This window comes from Dokdonia sp. Asnod3-C12 (genome assembly GCF_045063975.1).
Classification (GTDB): Bacteria; Bacteroidota; Bacteroidia; order Flavobacteriales; family Flavobacteriaceae; genus Dokdonia.
In genome coordinates this window covers 1,611,781-1,634,036 of the sequence record NZ_JBEFNY010000003.1, presented here as the reverse complement: position 1 = coordinate 1,634,036, position 22,256 = coordinate 1,611,781, and the positions used below count along the sequence as shown (strand labels likewise).

Here is a 22,256-nt window from a genome sequence, read left to right as displayed (position 1 = left end):
ATAAAAACCTCCCATAAGGGAGGTTTTTGCATTTTAAACGCAACCTTTTTATTTTTTTAGCATCTACGTAGTGTTAACCAGATAAAATTTTATAGAAAGTATACGAGTAGACGTCCATAAATGATATCATAATGTAGCTCATGAGCACTTTAAATAGATATCTGTTCTTATCTTGTTATGAGAACATTAAAACCAAACAACCGGTTGAGTCAAGACCAACTCATAAAGAACTGTAAGAAGAAGCAGCCTAAGGCTCAAGCAGAATTATACAATCGCTATTCAAGCGTCTTGTTTTCTGTATGCTTAAAGTATGCTCCTAATTATGCAGAAGCAGAAGATATTCTGCAAGATGCCTTTATGACCATTTTTGACAAAGTAAGTCAGTACAAAAACAAAGGTTCGTTTGAAGGGTGGCTCAAAAGAGTTGTAATAAATACTGCGCTACAGCGCTATAGAAAACCAGGAGTTTTTAACCTAGTTAATGAAGAAAATATAAAGGAAGTAGAAGTTGAGATAGAAGAAGAAAGTGTTCCTCTCGATTTCCTACTTAAGATTATACAAGAGCTTCCAGATCGATACAGAATGGTTTTCAACCTTTATGTAATGGATGGGCACTCACACAAAGAAATATCAGCATTGCTTACAATTTCTCAGGGCACTTCAAAATCAAATCTTGCACGCGCCCGAGGAATATTAAAAGAAAAAATAGAGATGAGCCAGTTTAACCCCAAAAGCAAATCTCACATACAATAATGAAGGAGAAGAAGAACATAGATAGATTATTCCAAGAGAAATTCAAAGATTTTGAATCGCACCCTAGCGACCGCGTTTGGAATAATATTCTTGCAGCGCAAAAAGAAAAAGAAAATAAAAAGGTCATTCCATTATGGTGGAAGTTGGGCGGTATAGCTGCTGCGCTCCTATTGCTTTTTGGCATAGGTAGCTTATTTATCGATACTGCTAATCAAGAGAATACTCAGGTTGTAGAGACGTCTATTATTAATGATGAAAATACAGTCTCACAAGAGAATAGGGCTACAACGTCAATTACTCCTCAAGTATCAACAAGTAATGAGGAGGGCAATAAACTTGCAACTGCTGATGAATCTCAAATCACTTCAGGTATAAATAACAACACGACGTCAAGAAATCCAAAAAGCGCTACTCTAGCATCTAGAAGAGACGACAATAACTCTAGAAATGGATCTCAAAACAGTCCAAACAAAGCTAACCTCGCAACAACTGAGCAAAACACTGCGGGAATTACTTATCAAGCAAATTCATCTCAACCAAATACAGGAAACACAGATAGCCCGCTTCATCTAAATAAAGCTGAAGTTGAAAATAATGACTCTCCACAAAAAATTACCAATGCGATTGCTCAAACAAGCACACTTGACGAGAGTTCTAATAACAATAAAAACCTCATCGACGAAGCTCAGAAAATAGAAACCTTGCAAGAGGACGAGCTTGCTCAAGTAGATAACAACACTGCAATAAAGCGCTGGGATGTTGGGGCCGTCGCTGCTCCTGTTTACTATGGCGATTTTGGTGGTTCTGGACTAGACAAACAGTTTGCAGATAATGATAAATCTGGCGATGTGAATTTAAGTTATGGGGTTCAAGTGAGTTATGCTATAAGTCCAAAATTCAAGATACGTACTGGAGTGAGCAATGTAGACTTAAGTTATAATACTAATGAGATATCCTTTTCGACCAATGGATTAGGACGCAGTGTGCGAGGGATTTCATTTAATGACAATGCAAAAGTACTGGCCATTTTAGACAATCCGGCTACTCAACATAGTTTTACTGCAGACAACGCTATATCAAGAATAGGCGCATCCTCAAATGGCTCCCTACAACAGCAACTAAGCTACTTAGAAGTACCGCTAGAAGCTATTTACGTAATTTCAGATAAACGCGTAGGACTATCTCTTATAGGTGGAGTAAGCACTTTATTTCTCAATGAGAATGACGTTGTCTTAAAGTCATCACAGCTCACTACAAGTTTAGGGACAGCAAATGGTGTAAATGAGGTGAGTTTTACCACAAACTTAGGTGTAGGCTTAGATTATAAATTCACAAAAAAAATCATATTTAATATAGAACCTTCACTTAAATATCAACTTAATAGTTTTGATAATAAGGTGGTAGATTTTCAGCCATATTACATAGGTGTATATACTGGCGTAAGCTATAAGTTCTAGTAAAGAAGCTATACCAAGTGTAGTTTACTTGGTATTAGGTTAGTTTTTTAGTTGGTTAGGTAATCGTTGCTCTTGCAATGATAACAAGAAAGGCTCCGCTGGTTACGGAGCCTTTTTATGTATACGCTTTCGCGAAAGCGGTCTAATCTACTTAGTTAATTCATGTAAGATAACCTCACGTGTTTGCTCCCTTAAGGCTCTCTTATCATCTTGCGTCATCGCTACCGTAGGAATAAAATAGTGCACCTTTGCTCTCATTACCCCTGGAATTCCTTTGAAAAATGAGTAAGGAAATCGCTTCTTATTATCATAAAAGGTGATAGGTACAATAGGAAGATGATGGTCTATTGCTAGTCTAAAAGCTCCATCCTTAAAAGTATCTAGCACTAGTGACAAATCATTAGGAACGCCACCTTCTGGAAAAATACAGATACTAAAACCCTGACTAAGGCGTCGTTGTGCCTGATCAAATACTTGCTTACGACTGCGCGCATTACCTCTATCTACTAAGATACAAGTGCGCTTATAAAAGAAACCAAAGAGTGGCAGCTTTGCTAGCTCTGCTTTACCTACAAATACAAAAGGACTTTTTGCAAGGTGAAGCATTAACAGAATATCCATCATAGAGGTGTGGTTACTCACCAGCATATATCCTTTGCCTCGCTCAAACTTCTCTTCTCTTACTACTTTTGGGAATAATCCCATGAGTAACATAATCGTACGAGCCCATATTTGCGCTAGACGAAAAAACATTCCGTACCACGTTTCTTTGAGGATACTAATAATGAGAAGTGGAGATAAAATAAGTATCACCACAAGCATTAAAAAGTAAAACCATACTTTCCAAACAGCAACCGCTATGTTTCTTAAAAAATGCATGGTGCCAAAAATAGGTAATTCGCCCTAGCCAATGCCTAGAAAAAGTTAACTTTGCTTTTTACTTAATTTTATGTCAAGAATACTTACTGGTGTACAAAGTACAGGTACACCCCACTTAGGAAATTTATTAGGAGCGATTATCCCTGCTATCGAGATGGCAAATAATCCTGCAAACGAGGCATTTCTCTTTATTGCAGATATGCACTCGCTTACTCAGATAAAGGACGGCGCACAGCTACGTCACAATACCTATAGCACGGCAGCTACCTGGCTTGCCTTTGGTCTTGATATTGATAAAACGGTATTTTATAGACAGAGCGATGTACCTCAAACTACAGAGCTTACTTGGTACTTGAGCTGTTTCTTTCCATACCAGCGACTCACACTCGCTCACAGTTTTAAGGACAAAGCAGATCGCCTAGAGGATGTAAATGCTGGATTATTCTCCTACCCTATGCTTATGGCGGCAGATATCTTGCTGTATGACGCAGAGGTTGTTCCCGTGGGGAAAGATCAAGCGCAGCATATAGAAATGACTCGTGATGTTGCTAGCCGTTTTCACGCAGCAACAGGTAAGGAGGTTTTTGTATTACCAGAAGCTAGTCACAATGAAGAAACCATGTATATTCCAGGTACAGATGGCGCAAAGATGTCTAAGTCTAAAGGGAATATTATTGATATATTCTTGCCAGACAAGAAGCTACGCAAGCAAATTATGGGGATTAAAACAGACAGCACTCCTATGGAAGAACCTATGGAAACAGAGGGCTGTAATGTGTTTAACCTTTATAAATTACTAGCATCACCAGAACAAATAGACCGCTTACGCGAAAATTATAAAAGAACAGACTTTGGCTACGGTCACGCAAAGCAAGCTGTCTATGAAGTGATTATAGAGAGATATGCGACACAGCGTGAGAAATACCATTATTATATGGACAATCTCAACGAGATTGATGCTGCATTAAAAATAGGAGCAGAAAAAGCAACCAAGGTTGCAATTGGAGTGATAGAAAGAGTTAGAAAAGTTGTGGGGTACTAATGAAAACATAGAATTAATGAAACTAGTAATGCTTGTATTATTTTTAACATCAATCACAGTCACAGCCCAAAATACTAGCTGTAGAACAATTAAAAATGGTACATTCAAATACTTAGACTCAAGGTCGAACGAAATAATAGTAAAAAGAAGAGATTCTATTCAAATTGATAGCTCAAAATCAGAAAATTTTTGGTTTAAAAGTAAGGTTAACTGGACTTCCGAGTGTGATTATCAACTTACTATTGTTGAAGTAAATGATTCTTCTTTTGATCTAATTTTAGGGAAAACTTTCGAATTCGAAATTATCGATATTAAAGGAAATCAAGTCAGATTAAAAACTAGAACCTTAAATAAGTTGAAAGAGTCTATACGATCAATGCAAATTATAGAAACGAACTAATTTTCTATTAAAAATTATCAATAATAAAATTTAAAATTAATCTTTAAATACAGATTATTATGGACTTCATGAGCTTTTTAAGCGGTAACGGTTTGTTCCTAATCTTGGGACTTGTATTGATTATCGTAGTTTTGTACAACAAATTTAGAAACAGACGTTAGGTCGTTTAAGTTTCAATTTTCGCGAAAGCGGAAACCAATAATACAGTATGTCAAAAATTAGAATTACAAAACAATTTACCTTTGAGACTGGTCATGCCTTATATGGCTATGATGGAAAGTGTAAAAATGTGCACGGCCATAGTTACAAACTAAGTGTTACCGTGATAGGACAGCCTATTTCTGATACAGGTAATGCTAAACTGGGGATGGTTATCGATTTTGGCGATTTAAAGAAAATTGTAAATCGTGAGATTGTAAACGTTTTTGATCACGCTACCGTTTTTAATAAAAACACACCGCACGTAGAGCTTGCAAAGGAACTATCTGACCGCGGTCATGATGTGCTTCTAGTAGACTATCAGCCTACAAGTGAAATGATGGTAATAGACTTTGCTGCAAAAATTCAATCATTTTTACCAGACACTATAAAATTACACTCACTACGCCTCTCTGAAACGGCAACCAGCTATGCCGAATGGCACGCTGCAGATCAAGATTAAATGAAGATAACACTCCCCAAAGGAAAGAAAATCTATTTCTCAAGTGACAATCACTTGGGCGCTCCTACTATGGAAGAAAGTCGCCCTCGTGAACGTAAATTCTTGCTATGGCTAGAGATGGCACGCAAGGACGCACAAGCTATTTTCTTAATGGGAGATCTCTTTGATTTTTGGTTTGAGTATAAGACTGTAGTGCCTAAAGGCTTTGTGCGCACACTAGGTAAACTAGCAGAGATGCGTGACGAAGGTATTGAGATTTACTTTTTCGTGGGTAACCACGATCTCTGGATGAACGGCTATTTTCAAGATGAGCTAGGTATCCCTGTTTATCATGATCCGGAAGTTTTTACAATAAATGATAAAAAGTTCTTTTTAGGTCACGGTGATGGATTAGGTCCTGGAGACATGGGTTACAAGCGCATGAAAAAGGTGTTTAGAGGGAAGTTTTTTCAGTGGCTCTTTCGCTGGGGACATCCAGATATTGGTATGAAAATTGCTCAATACATGTCTGTAAAAAACAAACTCATCTCTGGTGATGATGACCACGTTTTTCTAGGCGAAGATCAGGAATGGCTGGCTACGTATGCTAAGCGCAAACTAGAGAAGGAGCATTTTGATTTTTTTATTTTTGGACACCGTCACTTACCTATGACTATCCAAGTGGGCGAGAGCTCCACATATTATAATCTAGGAGACTGGATACATCATTACACTTATGGAGTATATGATGAAAATGGATTTGAACTCAAGGAATTTGAGAAGGAATAGTCTGTAAAACTTCTTGCTTAGTTATCTTTAAGCAAATACTTATCCATGCGTTTACTTCTTATTGCCCTATGTGGTTTTGCTTTATTTTCTTGTAAACCTTATCAATCTACGATTTTAAGAGAAGGACAGACTACCTATGATAGTTTTAGAAAGGAACAGAAAACATTTACATCTAGTGATGGCGCTATTACCTATATAGATCGCGGTCAAGGAAATCAAGTCATACTCTTATTACATGGTGTGCCTACTTCTGGATGGTTATATAGAAAAATGATTGACCCACTTGTAGCTCAAGGTTACCGAGTGATTGTGCCAGACATGCTAGGTTATGGTAATAGTGATAATCCTATGGGTTATGAGATATACTCTGAGGAGGAGCACGCAGAGCGTCTTCTAGCACTTATGGAATCATTAAACATAGACAGCTGGACGCATGTTATGCATGACGCAGGTGGCTTATGGACATGGGAACTTTTAAAGGAAAACCCATCAAAAGTAAAGCGACTCGTGCTTCTCAATACCATCATTTATGAAGAAGGCTTCGAGCCTCCTGTTCGTTTTAAAAAAGGTTTTATGGCGCGTACCGCAATGTGGAGCTATCGCAACGGCATTACTACAAACATGATGCTTAAGAAGCTTTTTAAGTCTGGAATGATGGAGAACAACCTCAACAAGGAAGATATTATTGGTTATAAAACACCACTAAGAGAAGGAAAAACTAGAGGCATGTATTACTTCTTTACACAAACTTGTAATGACTTGCCAGATTATAGCGATATGATAAAAGAACTGGATATCCCTACGGCAGTAATATGGGGTGGTAATGATTCCTTTCTACTCATAGAACCTCAAAAAGAAGGGCTTAAAAAGAACCTACAAGTTAACGATGAGAACTTCCATATTATAGAAGCAAAGCACTTTATTCAAGAGGAAAAGCCCAAGGAGGTTGTCAAGTTAATCTTGGATTTTTTGAAATAAAACTTAAAAAGTAAAAACCCCTTCAATTGAAGGGGTTTTTACTTTTAAATAGATATGGAGCCTTTTAATTATTTATTGTACTCGTTATTTGCTTGTCCCAAGTATCCATAGAGCTTGCAAAAGAAGAATGAGCATCTTCAATAGCATTTGAATCATTGTATTGATAAAATACAATCATTACTATGGCCAAACAAAAGGTCACTAATGCTACTTCAATGATTTCGTATATCTCATTATTTGATTTTTTTGTGGTTGCCATAATGGTGTATCTATGTTAAGTGTTAACATAAATTTAAGAAAAAATAACCCATATCACAAATTTTTAACATATTTCTCGAATAATACTCTAAATGAAGCAAGAAAACCCCCTGCACTAGACAAGGCATATACATGCTCTTTTATTTTAACAACTATGCGCGCAGATTAATTATTCCTTATCAAATGAAAAATTTGATCTTAGGCTTTAATATCTTTTAATCGCAACTGCAAACTCACATTCCCGTTCCATTCATTTTCATCAAGGGAGTATGCAGCCTTAAAGATTTTTTTATCTTCAATTAGTTCGTATTTATCTCCTAGATTAAAACCTATACACCCTATACGTTGCCCTCTATTATTCTGTACTACGGTAGCTTTTAGGTGTGTTTGATCTGCTCCTACTTTTTTACCATAACCTGTGTCTACTAGGTTTTGAGTCATAAATGTAGGTGACATATTCTGAGGTCCAAAAGGAGCAAACTGCTTTAAAATACGGTGAAATTTCGGCGTGATATCTGCAAGGTCTATCTCTGAGTCAATGGCAATTTCTGGAACCAGCAAGCGCTCATCACAACTAGCAGCAACCACCTGTTCAAATTTTTCTTTAAATGCTTCATACTGCTCTGGAGCTAGTGTAAGTCCTGCGGCATATTTATGCCCACCAAATTGCTCTATATGCTCAGCACATTCATGCAAGGCGTTATACACATCAAAACCTTTTACAGATCTTGCAGAGGCAGCATATTTATCTCCGCTTCTTGTAAATACTAGCGTAGGACGGTAATATGTTTCTATTAATCTTGAAGCTACTATCCCTATCACTCCTTTATGCCAGTCTTCCTGAAAAACAACGGTGGTTTTATTTCCCTCTTCCTTGCTCTCTATAATTTGATCAAGGGCTTGTTGGGTAATACTCTTATCTGCTTCCTTTCGGTCGGAGTTATATTGCTCTATTTCTGATGCAAATTTGATGGCCGCATCAAGGTTTGTCTCTCTTAATAAGGTTACGGCATGGTTACCGTGTACCATTCTTCCCGCGGCGTTTATACGCGGTCCTATGATAAAAACTACATCTGTGATGGTAAGCGTTTGCTTTTTGACTTGCTTTATAATGGCTTCAAAACCTGCCCGAGGCGCTTGGTTTATCACATTTAATCCATGGTAAGCAAGGATTCTATTTTCTCCTGTAATAGGTACGATATCTGCTCCTATTGCCGTAGCAACAAGGTCTAGGTAAGGAAGAAGCTCTTCAAAGTTTTGCTTTCGCGAAAGCGCAATTGCACTTATAAGTTTAAAACCTACACCACAACCGCATAACTCATCATATGGGTATGAACAATCTTCTCTTTTTGGATCTAAAATAGCAACCGCATCTGGCAGCTGATCACCGGGTCTATGGTGATCACAAATAATGAAGTCAATTCCTTTTTCTTTTGCATAAGCCACCTTTTCAATAGCTTTTACACCACAATCTAGTGCGATAATGAGTGTCATATCATTATCTGCAGCAAAGTCAATCCCCATATAAGAAACACCATAACCCTCTGCATAACGGTCCGGAATATAGGTCGCCACCTGCGGATGGATTGTATCGAGATAGGAGCTCATTAAGGCAACACTCGTGGTACCATCTACATCATAATCGCCAAAAACGAGAATATTTTCCCCTTGAGCTATCGCTTGTTCAATACGTGCCACCGCAACATCCATATCTTTCATTAAGAATGGATCATGTAAGTCATCTAGAGATGGACGGAAAAACTGTTTTGCCTTTTCAAACGTGTCTATGTCACGCTGTATGAGTAAACGAGAAATAGGCTCCTCTACTCCAAGTTCTTTAGCAAGATTTGTAACTTTTTGTGCTTCTGGTTTTGGTTTTAAAGTCCAACGCATTAATCAAGATTAATTTTAAGCATCCATGATTCTTTTAAGTCGGGCATTGTTCTTACTTCTTCGAGTTTTTTATAGAGTGCGGCTGCATTCATCCCAGCGTCTACAAACACATAAAAGTAATTATTATCTGGACGGAAAAACATTTGTGGCTCGAGACCTTTTGTGGCAAGAATAGCCATCCAGTTTTCGGCATTTGTAGCGTTTGAAAATACGTTAGTTACTACGTAATATCCGGCTCCTATATTTTCAACCTTAAGCGACGGTTTTTCAAGTAGCGAAGCAAGTTCTTTGTTTACAACTTCTGGCGCAACATATGCTGGCTTAGGCTCGTCTGGAGCTGGAGGTACCGCAATAGCAACTTGCTGATTTGTGATCACCTTCTTAGGTGGTTGCGCCGTTACCACTTGCTCAGTAGAGGCAACGCTAGTGGCATTGCTATTTTTCTCTTTATAATAACGCTCACTTATCGTTGTTTGGAATGCGGTAAAGAATAAGAAAAATCGATCTGATCTTGTCTTAAATCTCATTTTCACCCCTCCTGTACTATTAGCAATAATCGCATTTTGAGCGGTAGGAATTTTAATTTTCGCAAGATCAAAGCCTAAGGTATTTAGACTATTAGGAATTCTATTTGTGGCTCTCTTGTCATTAATAGTTATGGTGCTATTAAAGAAATTACTTGATGCTCTCACGCTATTATCTAGCGTAACAAAAACCTTCGTTTTAGGATCAAAAATACCTATCTCATCACGACCTAGAGTCCCATCACCTTCTAAAGCTCCAATGGTAATCGCTGTTTCTAACTCTCCTTTTTCTGAAGATTGAAAATTACCAAAATCGACTTCAATAGCTTTTTTATTTACAAATTCAAATCCGTGAAAGGTAGTCACATATTGCAATGGCTGTGTCTCATCTTCATACACCACATACAACAACCACCCAGCAGAACTCCCCCCTATAATCTCCCCTTGGGTTGCACTTACATTTGCTACAGTCACTTGGCCATTAATATCACCTTGTACTAATGCCGTAACGTCTGCCATGCATGCATAAGGCGCTCGAGAGCTTATAGAGTTATGTGTCGCATCCTCGCCATCATAAATGAGCGAGCCTTGTATGTTCTCATAGGTGCCACCAGGTAATTTTAATTTTACGCCTCTTATATCATGAGCACGATCGTCTAGTTTTTTGTGGTAAACCTGACCATCTTTGAGACGTTTTCCACTGCGCTCACCATAATAAGTTCCCGACCAATACAATCCAGCATACACAACCTTTACTCCTTCTCTTAACGCTAAGTGAGCGCTACTTGAACTCCATGTGCTTTGATCATTATCAATATCCACATAGCGCATTTTGAACTCATCGTTTATTTTCTCGAGATCATTAAATGGTTTTTCTGAGTCTTTGCTTAATATATTATTACCCACCACGGCAGTGTTGCCACGTATGTAAAATTCTTTATCTCTAGTAAAAGTTTTTGAATCCTGAGCAGACGCTATTATAGGAAGCATGCACAGGAAACTCAATAGTTTTTTCATTTTTCTAGTTTTCGCTCTCTTCATTTAATTCAGAAAGTGCGTGAAAGTGTACGCCTACTTTTAAATCGGCAAATTTTCTAAACATTTCCATCACTCCACAGTATTGCTCTTCAGAGAGTGTTACTGCTTTTTGGATTTTTTCTTCATTTAAGTCATCACCATAAAAGTGATAATCTAGCCATACGGTGTGATATGTTTTAGGGTGCTCCTCTGTGAGTTCTCCTTTTACAATCATTTTAAATTTAGGCACGTCTACCCTCATTTTATTTAGCACAAAAACAATGTCTAAACCAGTACATCCCGCAAGACCAGAAAGCATCATCGCCTTAGGCCCCATTCCATCGTTATTACCTCCATTTTCTGGAGAAGTATCTATTAAAACCTTATAACCCGTAGGGCTATCTGTTTCAAATTGCATTCCTTGCTTATAAATTGTAGTTACTGTATGTCCAGCCATTTTATGTGTGTTTTGCTTGAAATATGAAGGTACAAAATTGGTAGATAAAATGCCTATATTGCTTTCGCGAAAGCGTAAATAAGAACATTAATTTAAAATATATACGATGCCATTAGTAACACCACTCTCTGCCGAACATGATGAGACAACCAAAGAACTTGCGTTATTTTTTAATGAGACGCTAGGTTTTTGTCCTAACTCTGTACTTACAATGCAGCGTCGTCCAGATATCTCACGAGCATTTATAAACCTCAACAAAGCCGTGATGGCAAACCAAGGCCGAGTAACTTCCGCCTTAAAACGTATGATTGCTTGGGTGTCTAGTAATGCTACTGGATGTCGTTACTGCCAGGCGCACGCTATACGTGCTGCAGAACGTTATGGCGCAGAGCAAGAACAACTAGATAACATCTGGGAATACAGACATCACGCTGCTTTTTCTGATGCAGAGCGTGCTGCGCTTGATTTTTCACTTGCGGCAAGTCAAGTGCCAAATGCCGTAGACGCAAAAATCAAGGAAGAATTATATAAATACTGGGATGAAGGTGAGATTGTAGAAATGCTGGGAGTGATTTCACTCTTTGGATACCTTAACCGCTGGAATGACTCCATGGGAACTACCCTAGAGGAAGATGCCATAGATTCTGGAAATCAATATCTCGGGAAGCACGGTTTTGAAGTAGGAAAACACGTGTAAGTTTATATTTGAAATTTAATTTAAAAGAATGAAAAAAATAATTTTCTCATTAACAATTTGCCTTTTTATAGCTGCAGTTTCTTTTGCTCAAAATGATATAAGTTATGGTATAAAAGGTGGACTCAATTACGCTAATCTCATTTATGAATTTGAAGATTCAAACAATGATTTTTTAGATTTTAATGCCAAAGTTGGCTTTTATGCAGGTGGTTTTATTAACGTTAGCCTCAGTGATAAGTTCTCGCTACAACCAGAATTGCTTTACAGCAGTCAAGGAGCTAAACTAGACATAGATTATAGTCAAGTTCTAGTGTTTGACCAAAATGACCCTACATTTTTTGAGAATGAAGAAGATGTAAATGTAAAACAGAGTAAGCTTCTGCTGCCTATACTATTACAATATAAGATTGGTAGTGACTTTAGCTTATTTCTTGGTCCGCAAATTACCTACACACTAAACTTCGAAACAGAAGTAGATAGTGGTGATGAGCTAGTAGTTTCTCGATTTCAAGATGATGATAAAATAGGGATTGATGCAAGCGCGAGAATAGGCTACAAAGCTTCGGAGAATATGATGATTGAATTAGGCTACTTTAGAGGTCTTACCAATCAAAATTCTGTGAAGGCTTCAGTATTTCAACTGGGGCTTGCTTACAAACTTTAGTCATTAATAGATTTCAAAGAAGTGCCTCAAGATGTTATCATCTTGAGGCACTTCTTTATTGCCTAAAAATCTCGTAAATTCGCGCACAACATTTAAAGACTACAAAATGAGCGCTAAGTTCACTGAATATAAAGGATTAGACCTTCCTAACATCGCTAGCGAGGTACTTGCCTACTGGAAAGAAAATGACGTTTTTGAGAAGTCGGTTACTTCTCGAGAAGGAGCAAAACCGTACGTGTTTTTTGAAGGACCACCTTCGGCAAACGGACTACCGGGTGTACACCACGTACTAGCACGTGCGATTAAAGATATTTTTCCTCGTTATAAAACGATGAAAGGCTTTCAGGTAAAGCGTAAAGCTGGATGGGATACACACGGACTTCCTGTAGAACTTGGTGTTGAAAAAGAACTTGGTATTACCAAAGAGGATATCGGTACAAAAATCACTGTAGAGGAGTATAACGAAGCTTGTAAAAAAGCCGTGATGCGCTACACAGATATCTGGAACGACCTTACAGAAAAAATGGGCTACTGGGTAGATATGGAAGATCCATACATCACCTACAAGGCCAAGTATATGGAAACCGTATGGTGGCTACTTAAGCAAATCTATAACAAAGATTTACTATACAAAGGGTATACCATCCAGCCGTATTCTCCTAAGGCGGGAACGGGATTAAGCTCTCACGAACTTAACCAGCCTGGCTGTTACCGTGATGTGACGGATACTACGGTGGTTGCACAATTTAAAATCACAGATCAAGGTGAAAACCCACTTGCAAAAGAACTTGCAGATGGGCAGACCTACTTTATCGCCTGGACGACGACACCATGGACACTGCCTTCAAACACGGCACTTACCGTAGGGAAGAAGATTGATTATGTACTCGTTGAGACATTTAACCAGTACACATTTGAGCCAGTAAAAGTTATCCTTGCAAAGAATTTAATCTCTAAGCAGTTTGATAAGAAATTTGTTTCCGCTTCCGCGAAAGAAGAACTGGACGCATATACTGCTGGAGATAAGAAAATACCATACTTCGTAGCTAGAGAATTTAAAGGAGCAGACCTTCTTGAACTTCGCTACGAGCAACTATTTGACTTTGTACAACCTAATGATAATCCTCAAGATGCCTTCCGTGTAATTGCAGGAGATTTTGTAACTACAGAGGATGGAACAGGTATTGTACACACGGCACCTACCTTTGGTGCAGATGATGCTTTGGTTGCAAAACTAGCTTCACCAGAAATTCCGCCACTTCTTATTAAAAATGAAGATGGTAACCTTGTGCCGCTTGTGGATCTTCAGGGGAAATTTCGCCCTGAGCTCAAAGAGTTTGGAAACAAGTACATTAAGAATGAATATTATGCAGATGGTGAGGCTCCAGAACGTTCTATGGACGTGGAACTTGCGATACGCTTAAAAGAAGAAAATAAAGCCTTTAAGGTAGAGAAGTACGTGCACAGTTACCCACATTGCTGGCGTACAGATAAGCCGGTACTTTACTACCCGCTAGATTCTTGGTTTATAAAAGTGACCGATTTTAAAGATCGTATGCACGAGCTTAACCTTGGTGTAAACTGGAAACCTAAGTCTACAGGAGAAGGACGTTTTGGAAATTGGCTTGCAAATGCAAACGACTGGAATTTATCACGTAGCCGTTTCTGGGGAATACCGCTTCCTATATGGCGTACCGAAGATGGAAAAGAAGAAATACTCATAGGCTCTATAGCCGAACTTAAGGCCGAAATCCAAAAAGCACTTGACAAAGGTGTGATGGACACAGATCCTTTTGAAGGGTTTAAAGTGGGCGATATGAGTGAAGAGAATTATGAGCTTGTAGATCTCCATAAAAACATTGTAGATAAAATTACCTTAGTCTCAGACAGCGGCCAGCCTATGATGCGTGAGGCAGATCTTATTGATGTATGGTTTGACTCTGGATCTATGCCGTATGCACAATGGCACTACCCTTTTGAAAATAAAGAACTCGTAGAAGACACTTGGCGCAAGGCAGATTTTATAGCCGAAGGTGTAGACCAAACTCGTGGATGGTTTTATACACTCCACGCGATTGCAACGATGATCTTTGATGATGTTGCTTATAAAAATGTAGTTTCTAACGGACTAGTACTTGACAAGAATGGGCAGAAGATGTCTAAACGTCTTGGTAATGCAACAGATCCTTTTGAGACCTTAGAAAAATACGGGCCAGATGCAACTCGCTGGTATATGATTTCTAACGCAAACCCTTGGGACAACCTCAAGTTTGATTTAGAGGGAATAGAAGAGGTGAAGCGTAAGTTCTTCGGGACGCTTTACAACACATATAACTTCTTTGCGCTGTATGCAAATCTTGATAATTTCGCTTTCGCGGAAGCGGAAATAGAACTTTCTCAACGACCTGAAATAGACAGATGGATACTATCAGAACTTCATAGTCTTATCGCAACTGTAGATAAGTTTTATGAAGAATATGAGCCTACCAAAGCAACTAGAGCGATAGACACCTTTGTACAAGAAAACCTATCTAACTGGTTTGTAAGATTAAGTAGAAGACGTTTCTGGAAAGGTGAATATGCCACAGATAAAATCTCTGCATACCAGACATTATATACGTGTCTTGAGACCGTAGCAAAGCTTAGTGCTCCTGTTGCACCATTCTTTATGGAAAAACTCTATAAAGATCTTAATGCTGCTACTGGAAAAGAAGATTTTGAAAGCATACACCTTGCAGAATTCCCAGTGAGTGATGCAACTTATATAGATGCTGCTCTTGAGCACAAAATGCAAAAAGCACAGATAGTAAGCTCACTAACACTCTCATTAAGAGCAAAAGAGAAGATAAAAGTACGCCAACCTTTACAGCGTATTATGATTCCTGTGCTTAATGAAAATGATAAGAATGAGATCCTGGCCGTAGCTGATTTGATTAAATCTGAGGTAAACGTTAAGGAGATTGAGCTTATTTCTGACGATTCTGGGATCTTAGTGAAGCAAATTAAGCCAAATTTCAAGGTATTAGGACCTCGTTTTGGGAAGGACATGAAGCTCATTGCTAGCAAGATAAACTCACTACAAGCTGAGGATATTGCAAAAATTGAGCAAGATGGAGAATTAACCGTCGAAATTAATGGAGAAAATACTATTTTGCAGGCTGGTGACGTTGAGATAACATCGCAAGACATTGAAGGGTGGCTAGTTGCAAGTAATGCTGGAGTAACAGTAGCTCTAGATGTTACGATAAGTGAAGAGCTCAAAAAAGAAGGTGTGGCACGAGAATTGGTTAACCGTATACAGAACCTACGTAAGGACTCTGGATTTGAAGTGACAGATCGTATCCATATACAGCTACAAGAAGAGCCGTCAATTGCTCAGACAGTACTGACTAACGCAGACTATATTAAAGCAGAAACACTAGCAGATTCTCTAGAACTAGTACCTACATTAAGTGATGGACTGGAGATTGCTTTTGACGACATAACAACATTTTTATCCATTTCAAAACACTAGTAATGGCAGACGATATACAAGAAAGGTTTAATGATGCGCAGCTTGAGGAATTCAAGCAACTCATTCTTAAAAAGATAGATAAAGCACAACACGATCTTGAGCTTATCAAAAGTGCTTATCTCAATGATGGAGATAATGGTACAGATGACACCTCTCCACAATTTAAATCTTTTGAGGAAGGTAGTGCGACGATGAGTAAGGAGGCAAACAGCGCTCTTGCTATACGTCAAGAAAAATTTATACGTGATCTTAAAAATGCACTTACACGCATACAGAATAAGACTTACGGAATTTGTCGTGTGACTGGTAAACTTATTAATCCAGAGCGATTAAAGTTAGTACCGCACGCTACATTGAGTATTGAGGCTAAGAATATGCAGGCGTAAGTCCTTTCTTAGATTAAAATTACAAAGTACTCCATTCTCAAAAGGATGTTATAAAAAAGCGCTCTCTGAGCGCTTTTAATTTTTACAAAGTTTTTATAATGAGAATATCTCTCGCTTTATTACTTACCTTATTTACTACTGCTATGGTTGCTCAAAAGCGGCTGTCGCAAACCTATGATGCTGCGAGTATAAAAGAATTATACATTAATAGTAATGAGATTTTTGAGATTACAATTACCGCAGCAGATACTGATCAAATTACCGTGCATACCATTATAGACGGAGAAATATTTGCGTCTACCTTATTAAACACTGCTATCGCCAAAAACGTACTTAAAATTACAACAGGCAAGACACCAGATTACGAGCCTTTTAATGATAAACTCTCTGCGCATAAAGTGATGGCTATTGAGCTTGAAATAACTGTTCCTGTGGGACTAGACGTATCTGTGTATAGTACACTTGCAGGTGTAGATACGCAAGGAACCTTCGGGCAAGTACACATGGATTTGGGAAGAGGACACTTTAAGGGAGAAGGATTCCGCTTTCGCGAAAGCGCAACTATAAACACCATCTCTGGAAGTATCTATCTTGATATTGATAAAGCGAGTATTACTGCACAATCTCGTAACGGAACTATCGTTATATCGCCAGAAATCACACTAGGATCACCTATAACACTAGAAAGTATACATGGTGATATCACGATAGTAAAATCGTTGTGAATAACCTATTTTTGTCCCTTGTCAAAAAATAATTATGTCTCTTAAGAAAGTCGCCCTTATTGTTTTCCTGATTTTATTAGTAGATCAGGTGTTGAAGGTTTATATAAAAACTAACTTTTACTTACGTGAGAGTATACAAGTTTTTGGTATGGACTGGTTTCAAATCTTTTTTGTTGAAAATCAAGGAGCCGCATGGGGAGTAGAATTGCCTGGTAAATACGGTAAGATTACCCTATCACTTTTTAGACTAATTATAGCGCCTGTAATTGGGTACTATTTGTACAAATCGGCAGTAAATAACGCACCTAAGCTTCTTGTGATTGCATTATCACTTGTCTTTGCTGGAGCAGTAGGGAATATTATTGATTCGCTTATCTATGGATCTATTTTTAGCGAGAGTACCACGAGTCAGATTGCAACTTTTATGCCTGATGGTGGTGGGTATGCAGACCCTCTCTTTGGAAAAGTAGTAGACATGTTATATTTCCCGTTTATACAGGATGCAATGTGGCCAGAATGGGTTCCATTTTTAGGTGGCAAAACATTTACCTTCTTCAATGCTATCTTCAATATAGCAGACATGGCAATAAGCACTGGAGTAGGAATACTACTTGTATTTAATAAAAGAGTATTTCCTCAGGACGAGAAGGATAATAAAGCTGCAGCTTAAGCCACTTCCTTTTTAAAGACCGCTGCTAGGTCGTCAAGGCCAATAGGTTTTACTAAGAAGTCTTTTACTAGATTAAATTCTTGAGATCGCTTTATATCAACCGGATTTATAGAGGAGCTTACAATATATAGCGTGCTATTTTTAAGTGCTGGAAAGTTGTACTTACTGAGCTCTTCCAGAAACTTCCAACCATCCATTACCGGCATGTTGAGATCCAGCAGGATGATTTGCGGGATAGCTTGTTCCTCCTTATGTAAGAATGTTTTGACGAAGTAATCAAGAGCTTGTTCGCCATTTTTAAAAACGATAAGATTTTTTGCAAGTTTACGTATGTCTATCACCTTTGTGATTAAACTAACGTACATCTCATCGTCGTCAATTATACATGCTATTTCTATCGGATATTCTGCCATTGTTAATGGTGTGTGCTGGTTTATTATAACGTTACTATAAATTTTGATCCCTTACCTACTTTACTTTCTACGTTGATTTCTCCACCCATTGCCTCTACTTCATTACGAGTGAGAAACAAGCCTAGACCCAAGGCATCATCATTACCGTGAAAAGTTTTATAGATTTTAAAAAGCTCTTCTCCATGCTTCTCTAAGTCTATTCCTAATCCGTTGTCTTTTACAAGAAGGTGTACTTTTCCATTTTCTTCATAGGTATATAAAGAGATTTCTGGATCACGATCTGGATGCTTATATCGTATTGCGTTTGTTATTAAGTTTTGCAAAATACTTTCTAGATACGCTTCGATGTATGGAATCTCCTCTACTTCTGAGAAATCTGTATACATCACGACCTTATTTTCTCTAATTGTTTGCGATAATCCGGCGACTACGCGCTTGTATACCTCATCAATTACAACGCTATCTCTAGTTTTACTAGCTACGCTATGTACGCTTACTATCTTATTGAGATGTTTTAAGGTGATATCTAGACTCTTTCCAATTTTTGTAAAATTCTGAAGTAATTCGTTTTGGTCTGCACTTAGGTTTGAGGTGTCAAATAGCGCCGCAGACATTTGTAAGTTTCCAACTTGGGATCTCAAATTATGAGAAATAATATGAGCAAAATCGTATAGCCTTGAGTTGTGTCCTTGTATTAATCTAAAAGACTGCTCTAACTGTTCTTCACGAAGCTTCTCCTCATGAATATTTTGAAAAACCCCACGTATACCTATAATCTCCCTATCATTATCCCTAAGAGGACGTCCACTTGCTTTTGCCCAAAATATTTCTCCATCATAGGTTCTCATCTTTACATGAGTAGAAAAAGATTTTCCTTGAGCACAATCAAAAAAGAGTGCTGTGGCTTTATCCATATGCTCCTCTGCATAAAAATTAAAACCAGTATTTAATGTGGGCTTATAGTCTTTAGGTACGTTAAGAATATTTCTTGCTTGCTCATCAAAGAAGCTCTTTTTATTCTTAAAATCGACACTCCATCCTCCTGCTCCCGTAAGTTCAGAAATCTGTCTATAGTAGAAATTATCCATCGAAAAATAATCAGAAGTGCTCGTAGCATTTTTTTCTACGGCAGCATTCTTTTTTCCCTTTAAAGACAATCTAGATAAATTCATCACTATAAGTTATATAGCTATGAATATACCATAATATTCATAATTTTTTAAAAACTATATATCTTTTTCGGTGAAATACAGCGATTTATGCCGATGTCTTGTGTGTTTATGTCGATTAAATGCTCTTCTGGTTCAAAATAGCTAAGACCAATTTTTATAACATCTGGCTTGCATTGAGCAAGAAAACGGTCATAAAAACCTTTACCGTACCCTATACGATTGCCCTGCTCATCATAAGCAAGAAGTGGGATAAATACAACGTCAAGTTTAGATGCAGGTATTTCTATTCCATCTTCGGGTTCTGGTATTCCATACTCATTAACTACTATTTTAGTATTGTCTGTGAGTAAATAATGAGATAGCGTGTTTTCTTGAAAATTTGACTTTGAGATTATAACATTCTTATCTTTCCCTCCTAGAATGGAGAGAAGATACTGAGTGTCTATTTCGCGCAAGCGGTCTATTGGCAGGAAAATATGATAGTAATCATGGTTCCATATATCCATAGAGAGCGCTTGATTTGCGATTTCTAAACTTCGCTCGTCGCGCTCATCTTGTGTAAGTGCAGCTCTTAAATCTTTATACTTTTTTCTAAGCTCCTGCTTGGTCATCATTAGGTATACGGTCTATAGATATATTGAAAATTGCGTCTCCTTGATAGACTAGCGATGCCTCGTTTACATTAATTACGTATCCTTCGTTTTTTGCCTTAACAACATGACGAAACTTGCCGTACGGATCTGTGATTGTAGCTATATGCTGGCCTACAGATAACCGCTCACCACAACTCACTTTAGTATGTAATAGTCCAGAATATTGCGCTCTAAGCCACGTAGTAGCATCTACCGTTACCGATTCTTTTAGAACTTCTGGCACTTCAAAATTAGCACCAAGCATTTCTAGATGGTCCAATATTCTCATGGTTCCAAAAACTCCTAGTCGTGCAATTTCCTTGTCACTTACTTTAGACTTCCCACCTTCAAAAAGAATCACTGGTTTTCCCATTCTCGCACAAGTGGCTCTATATGATTTTGGTATCATTTTAGAATGAAGTGTAAATGGTGCGTTAAAGATAGATCCATACTTTAGAGATGTCTCATCTGAGGGTTCTATACGTACTTGAGCAACATTAAATCTAGATGCTCCACCAGTGTGAAAATCCAAACATATATCGGCTACTGGTAATATTTTCTTTACAAATTGATAGGCAAATCTACTCGCAAGAGATCCTCTAGGATTACCTGGAAATACACGATTGAGATCTCTTCCATCTGGAAACGTGCGTTTCATATCTAAAAACCCAAAGATATTTACCACCGGCACACAGATGATGGTTCCTCGCTTAGGCTTATTTATTTTTTTTGCGATGAGCTGGCGTACGATTTCAACTCCATTAATTTCATCCCCATGAATTCCAGAAGTAATTAAAATTACTGGACCCGGCTTTTTTGCTCGCTCTATAATAATGGGAACCTCTACAGAGGTGGCCGTATAAAGCTTTGCAATATTAAAATTTATAGTAGCGCTCTCACCAGGTAATACTTGCTCGCCTAGTAATGTGAGGATGTTATTGTCGTCTATTTTTGGCACAATCTCTTATATATTACGTTCAATATAGCGAATAATCGTTTTGGCAATATCTTTTCCAGTAGCCTTTTCGATCCCTTCTAAACCTGGAGATGAGTTCACTTCTAGAATAAGTGGGCCGCGATCACTTTGCAGCATATCTACACCCGCTACTCCTAGACCCATGGCTTTTGCTGCTTTTATAGCTGCATTTTCCTCTTCGTCTGTTAAGGTTATAATCTCTGCGGTACCTCCTCTATGCAAATTAGAACGAAACTCTCCTTCTTTACCTTGGCGCTTCATAGCTCCTACAATCTGACCATCTACTACAAAGGCTCTAATGTCTGCTCCTTTTGCTTCCTTGATATATTCTTGTACAATCACTCGGGCTTCTAGTCCATTAAAAGCTTCAATTACAGATTCTGCTGCATTTTTGGTCTCTGCGAGTACTACACCTAACCCTTGAGTTCCCTCAAGAAGTTTTATAATAAGAGGTGCTCCTCCTACATGAGCAATCATCTCCTCCACATCACGAGAGTAATTTGTAAAAATAGTCTTAGGCAGCCCTAGTTTTGATCTAGATAACACTTGTAAACTACGCAGTTTATCTCGACTTCTTACAAGTGCCTGCGACGTAGTGGTCGTAAAAGCATCCATCATCTCAAACTGTCTTACCACAGCAGTACCATAAAAAGTAATAGAAGCACCTATACGAGGTATAATTGCATCTGCTGTTTCTAGCGTGCGTCCTTTATAAAAGACCGTTGGCTTTTTCTTTTCTATGATAAGGTCACATTTAAGTGGATCAATCACCTCAACGCTATGCCCTCTCTTTAATCCTACTTCTACAAGTCTAGATGTACTGTATAAATGTGGGTTACGAGATAATATCTTTAGATTCATTGTTTTTAAGATTATAGGATACGTCTGTAAACTCTGTATCCACGATGAATTTTTTTGTTAGAAATTTCCTTCCTATGAGAACAGGAAACCTCATATCTTCTCTTGACGAGAGCGTTAATGATATCTTGTAAGTCTTACTAAAGATAGTAATACTACTCTGGACTTGATATCTATATTGAGTTTCTCCATTGCTGCTGCGCACAACGGCAATATCATACTCCTCAAAAATCATTTCTTGACCATTATAGAGTGGATGCTCTTCATCAAAGAATGTGCACACTAGTTTGTTTTCCTTTTCAACAATACTGTGACAATGTATCGAGGAGGTGTAAGCACCCGTATCGATCTTAATATCAATATCGTAAAATCCTAAAACTGGAAAATCTGCTTTGTCAGTGCGACCTATAGTGCGTTTTGGCATAGTGTGGCAAGGTATAAAATATGTACTTTCTTTATAAA

The 22,256-nt window shown here is 38.0% G+C and carries 24 protein-coding genes; 13 read left to right on the top strand and 11 right to left on the bottom strand.

Annotated features, from left to right (window positions below; translation table 11 throughout):
* Positions 1-177 precede the first annotated feature (177 nt).
* Together ACJJVW_RS07545 and ACJJVW_RS07540 are read left to right on the top strand one after the other, a co-directional pair.
* Entirely contained in the window at positions 178-753 is a 576-nt protein-coding gene (locus ACJJVW_RS07545) for an RNA polymerase sigma factor (RefSeq protein ID WP_405251202.1), read from the top strand.
* Entirely contained in the window at positions 753-2,210 is a 1,458-nt protein-coding gene (locus ACJJVW_RS07540; RefSeq protein ID WP_405251201.1) for a hypothetical protein, read from the top strand. Before ACJJVW_RS07545 ends, ACJJVW_RS07540 begins: the two co-directional genes overlap by 1 nt.
* 147 nt (positions 2,211-2,357) lie before the next feature.
* Here the strand turns inward: ACJJVW_RS07540 and ACJJVW_RS07535 are convergent, their stop codons facing one another.
* Entirely contained in the window at positions 2,358-3,089 is a 732-nt protein-coding gene (locus ACJJVW_RS07535; protein ID WP_298323215.1) for a 1-acyl-sn-glycerol-3-phosphate acyltransferase, read from the bottom strand.
* A gap of 70 nt (positions 3,090-3,159) precedes the next feature.
* On the opposite strand from ACJJVW_RS07535, the gene trpS reads away from it, so the two are divergent.
* From trpS to ACJJVW_RS07510, 5 genes are all read left to right on the top strand, one after another.
* Entirely contained in the window at positions 3,160-4,131 is a 972-nt protein-coding gene (trpS, locus tag ACJJVW_RS07530) for a tryptophan--tRNA ligase (protein WP_298323218.1), read from the top strand.
* 16 nt (positions 4,132-4,147) lie between these two features.
* A complete protein-coding gene (locus ACJJVW_RS07525) occupies positions 4,148-4,531 on the top strand; it encodes a hypothetical protein (protein ID WP_298323221.1) in 384 nt (127 codons plus the stop codon).
* A 208-nt stretch (positions 4,532-4,739) separates the two neighbouring features.
* Positions 4,740-5,192, top strand: coding sequence for a 6-carboxytetrahydropterin synthase (locus ACJJVW_RS07520; protein WP_298323224.1), 453 nt, complete (start codon positions 4,740-4,742; stop codon positions 5,190-5,192).
* A gap of 6 nt (positions 5,193-5,198) precedes the next feature.
* Positions 5,199-5,960, top strand: coding sequence for a UDP-2,3-diacylglucosamine diphosphatase (locus ACJJVW_RS07515; RefSeq protein WP_298323842.1), 762 nt, complete (start codon positions 5,199-5,201; stop codon positions 5,958-5,960).
* A gap of 45 nt (positions 5,961-6,005) precedes the next feature.
* The gene (locus ACJJVW_RS07510) at positions 6,006-6,938 is read left to right on the top strand and encodes an alpha/beta fold hydrolase (RefSeq protein ID WP_379952864.1); all 933 of its coding nucleotides are present in this window, start codon (positions 6,006-6,008) and stop codon (positions 6,936-6,938) included.
* A gap of 64 nt (positions 6,939-7,002) precedes the next feature.
* Here ACJJVW_RS07510 and ACJJVW_RS07505 read toward each other — a convergent pair whose 3' ends face one another.
* The 4 genes from ACJJVW_RS07505 to ACJJVW_RS07490 all read right to left on the bottom strand — a co-directional run bounded on the left by ACJJVW_RS07505 (position 7,003) and on the right by ACJJVW_RS07490 (position 11,087).
* Complete coding sequence (locus ACJJVW_RS07505; RefSeq protein WP_298323230.1) at positions 7,003-7,197, bottom strand: hypothetical protein; 195 nt, start codon at positions 7,195-7,197, stop codon at positions 7,003-7,005.
* 197 nt (positions 7,198-7,394) lie between these two features.
* Positions 7,395-9,089, bottom strand: a complete 1,695-nt coding sequence (recJ, locus tag ACJJVW_RS07500) for a single-stranded-DNA-specific exonuclease RecJ (RefSeq protein WP_298323233.1) — start codon at positions 9,087-9,089, stop codon at positions 7,395-7,397.
* A complete protein-coding gene (locus ACJJVW_RS07495; RefSeq protein ID WP_405251200.1) occupies positions 9,089-10,630 on the bottom strand; it encodes an SPOR domain-containing protein in 1,542 nt (513 codons plus the stop codon). Before ACJJVW_RS07495 ends, recJ begins: the two co-directional genes overlap by 1 nt.
* Before the next feature lie 4 nt (positions 10,631-10,634).
* On the bottom strand, positions 10,635-11,087 hold the full coding sequence (locus ACJJVW_RS07490) for an OsmC family protein (RefSeq protein ID WP_035335019.1): 453 nt from the start codon (positions 11,085-11,087) through the stop codon (positions 10,635-10,637).
* A gap of 106 nt (positions 11,088-11,193) precedes the next feature.
* Here ACJJVW_RS07490 and ACJJVW_RS07485 point away from each other — a divergent pair, with 106 nt between their 5' ends.
* The 6 genes from ACJJVW_RS07485 to ACJJVW_RS07460 all read left to right on the top strand — a co-directional run bounded on the left by ACJJVW_RS07485 (position 11,194) and on the right by ACJJVW_RS07460 (position 17,743).
* Entirely contained in the window at positions 11,194-11,784 is a 591-nt protein-coding gene (locus tag ACJJVW_RS07485; protein ID WP_035335022.1) for a carboxymuconolactone decarboxylase family protein, read from the top strand.
* A gap of 28 nt (positions 11,785-11,812) precedes the next feature.
* Positions 11,813-12,448, top strand: coding sequence for a porin family protein (locus ACJJVW_RS07480; RefSeq protein WP_405251199.1), 636 nt, complete (start codon positions 11,813-11,815; stop codon positions 12,446-12,448).
* Between the two features lie 106 nt (positions 12,449-12,554).
* Complete coding sequence (gene ileS / locus ACJJVW_RS07475) at positions 12,555-15,962, top strand: isoleucine--tRNA ligase (protein WP_405251198.1); 3,408 nt, start codon at positions 12,555-12,557, stop codon at positions 15,960-15,962.
* A gap of 2 nt (positions 15,963-15,964) precedes the next feature.
* Entirely contained in the window at positions 15,965-16,348 is a 384-nt protein-coding gene (locus ACJJVW_RS07470; protein WP_035335029.1) for a TraR/DksA C4-type zinc finger protein, read from the top strand.
* A gap of 98 nt (positions 16,349-16,446) precedes the next feature.
* A complete protein-coding gene (locus tag ACJJVW_RS07465; RefSeq protein WP_339845982.1) occupies positions 16,447-17,073 on the top strand; it encodes a hypothetical protein in 627 nt (208 codons plus the stop codon).
* A gap of 34 nt (positions 17,074-17,107) precedes the next feature.
* Positions 17,108-17,743 carry a lipoprotein signal peptidase gene (locus ACJJVW_RS07460; protein ID WP_405251197.1) on the top strand — a complete coding sequence of 212 codons (636 nt, stop codon included), beginning with the start codon at positions 17,108-17,110 and terminating at the stop codon, positions 17,741-17,743.
* Here ACJJVW_RS07460 and ACJJVW_RS07455 read toward each other — a convergent pair.
* Genes ACJJVW_RS07455 through ACJJVW_RS07430 form a run of 6 tightly spaced genes read right to left on the bottom strand, consistent with a single transcriptional unit; the run spans position 17,740 to position 22,218 of the window.
* Positions 17,740-18,156, bottom strand: a complete 417-nt coding sequence (locus tag ACJJVW_RS07455; RefSeq protein ID WP_035335035.1) for a response regulator — start codon at positions 18,154-18,156, stop codon at positions 17,740-17,742. The two genes, ACJJVW_RS07460 and ACJJVW_RS07455, sit on opposite strands and share 4 nt — an antisense overlap.
* 23 nt (positions 18,157-18,179) lie before the next feature.
* Positions 18,180-19,328, bottom strand: a complete 1,149-nt coding sequence (locus tag ACJJVW_RS07450) for an ATP-binding protein (protein WP_405251196.1) — start codon at positions 19,326-19,328, stop codon at positions 18,180-18,182.
* Positions 19,329-19,375: 47 nt separating this feature from the next.
* Entirely contained in the window at positions 19,376-19,939 is a 564-nt protein-coding gene (locus tag ACJJVW_RS07445) for a 5-formyltetrahydrofolate cyclo-ligase (RefSeq protein WP_405253075.1), read from the bottom strand.
* Positions 19,920-20,918, bottom strand: a complete 999-nt coding sequence (locus ACJJVW_RS07440) for a succinylglutamate desuccinylase/aspartoacylase family protein (RefSeq protein ID WP_298323257.1) — start codon at positions 20,916-20,918, stop codon at positions 19,920-19,922. The genes ACJJVW_RS07445 and ACJJVW_RS07440 overlap by 20 nt, the downstream gene beginning before the upstream one ends.
* A 6-nt stretch (positions 20,919-20,924) precedes the next feature.
* Positions 20,925-21,797 carry a 30S ribosomal protein S6--L-glutamate ligase gene (gene rimK / locus ACJJVW_RS07435; RefSeq protein WP_298323259.1) on the bottom strand — a complete coding sequence of 291 codons (873 nt, stop codon included), beginning with the start codon at positions 21,795-21,797 and terminating at the stop codon, positions 20,925-20,927.
* Complete coding sequence (locus tag ACJJVW_RS07430) at positions 21,772-22,218, bottom strand: RimK/LysX family protein (RefSeq protein ID WP_339845992.1); 447 nt, start codon at positions 22,216-22,218, stop codon at positions 21,772-21,774. Before ACJJVW_RS07430 ends, rimK begins: the two co-directional genes overlap by 26 nt.
* Positions 22,219-22,256 lie beyond the last annotated feature (38 nt).

Excerpts from the sequence above, each read along its gene's own strand:
- ACJJVW_RS07545 (WP_405251202.1), top strand. The coding sequence starts at position 178 with ATGAGAACATTAAAACCAAACAACCGGTTGAGTCAAGACCAACTCATA.
- ACJJVW_RS07540 (WP_405251201.1), top strand. The coding sequence starts at position 753 with ATGAAGGAGAAGAAGAACATAGATAGATTATTCCAAGAGAAATTCAAA.
- ACJJVW_RS07535 (WP_298323215.1), bottom strand. The coding sequence starts at position 3,089 with ATGCATTTTTTAAGAAACATAGCGGTTGCTGTTTGGAAAGTATGGTTT.
- trpS (WP_298323218.1), top strand. The coding sequence starts at position 3,160 with ATGTCAAGAATACTTACTGGTGTACAAAGTACAGGTACACCCCACTTA.
- ACJJVW_RS07525 (WP_298323221.1), top strand. The coding sequence starts at position 4,148 with ATGAAACTAGTAATGCTTGTATTATTTTTAACATCAATCACAGTCACA.
- ACJJVW_RS07520 (WP_298323224.1), top strand. The coding sequence starts at position 4,740 with ATGTCAAAAATTAGAATTACAAAACAATTTACCTTTGAGACTGGTCAT.
- ACJJVW_RS07510 (WP_379952864.1), top strand. The coding sequence starts at position 6,006 with ATGCGTTTACTTCTTATTGCCCTATGTGGTTTTGCTTTATTTTCTTGT.
- ACJJVW_RS07505 (WP_298323230.1), bottom strand. The coding sequence starts at position 7,197 with ATGGCAACCACAAAAAAATCAAATAATGAGATATACGAAATCATTGAA.
- recJ (WP_298323233.1), bottom strand. The coding sequence starts at position 9,089 with ATGCGTTGGACTTTAAAACCAAAACCAGAAGCACAAAAAGTTACAAAT.
- ACJJVW_RS07495 (WP_405251200.1), bottom strand. The coding sequence starts at position 10,630 with ATGAAAAAACTATTGAGTTTCCTGTGCATGCTTCCTATAATAGCGTCT.
- ACJJVW_RS07490 (WP_035335019.1), bottom strand. The coding sequence starts at position 11,087 with ATGGCTGGACATACAGTAACTACAATTTATAAGCAAGGAATGCAATTT.
- ACJJVW_RS07485 (WP_035335022.1), top strand. The coding sequence starts at position 11,194 with ATGCCATTAGTAACACCACTCTCTGCCGAACATGATGAGACAACCAAA.
- ACJJVW_RS07480 (WP_405251199.1), top strand. The coding sequence starts at position 11,813 with ATGAAAAAAATAATTTTCTCATTAACAATTTGCCTTTTTATAGCTGCA.
- ileS (WP_405251198.1), top strand. The coding sequence starts at position 12,555 with ATGAGCGCTAAGTTCACTGAATATAAAGGATTAGACCTTCCTAACATC.
- ACJJVW_RS07470 (WP_035335029.1), top strand. The coding sequence starts at position 15,965 with ATGGCAGACGATATACAAGAAAGGTTTAATGATGCGCAGCTTGAGGAA.
- ACJJVW_RS07465 (WP_339845982.1), top strand. The coding sequence starts at position 16,447 with ATGAGAATATCTCTCGCTTTATTACTTACCTTATTTACTACTGCTATG.
- ACJJVW_RS07460 (WP_405251197.1), top strand. The coding sequence starts at position 17,108 with ATGTCTCTTAAGAAAGTCGCCCTTATTGTTTTCCTGATTTTATTAGTA.
- ACJJVW_RS07455 (WP_035335035.1), bottom strand. The coding sequence starts at position 18,156 with ATGGCAGAATATCCGATAGAAATAGCATGTATAATTGACGACGATGAG.
- ACJJVW_RS07450 (WP_405251196.1), bottom strand. The coding sequence starts at position 19,328 with ATGAATTTATCTAGATTGTCTTTAAAGGGAAAAAAGAATGCTGCCGTA.
- ACJJVW_RS07445 (WP_405253075.1), bottom strand. The coding sequence starts at position 19,939 with ATGACCAAGCAGGAGCTTAGAAAAAAGTATAAAGATTTAAGAGCTGCA.
- rimK (WP_298323259.1), bottom strand. The coding sequence starts at position 21,797 with ATGAATCTAAAGATATTATCTCGTAACCCACATTTATACAGTACATCT.
- ACJJVW_RS07430 (WP_339845992.1), bottom strand. The coding sequence starts at position 22,218 with ATGCCAAAACGCACTATAGGTCGCACTGACAAAGCAGATTTTCCAGTT.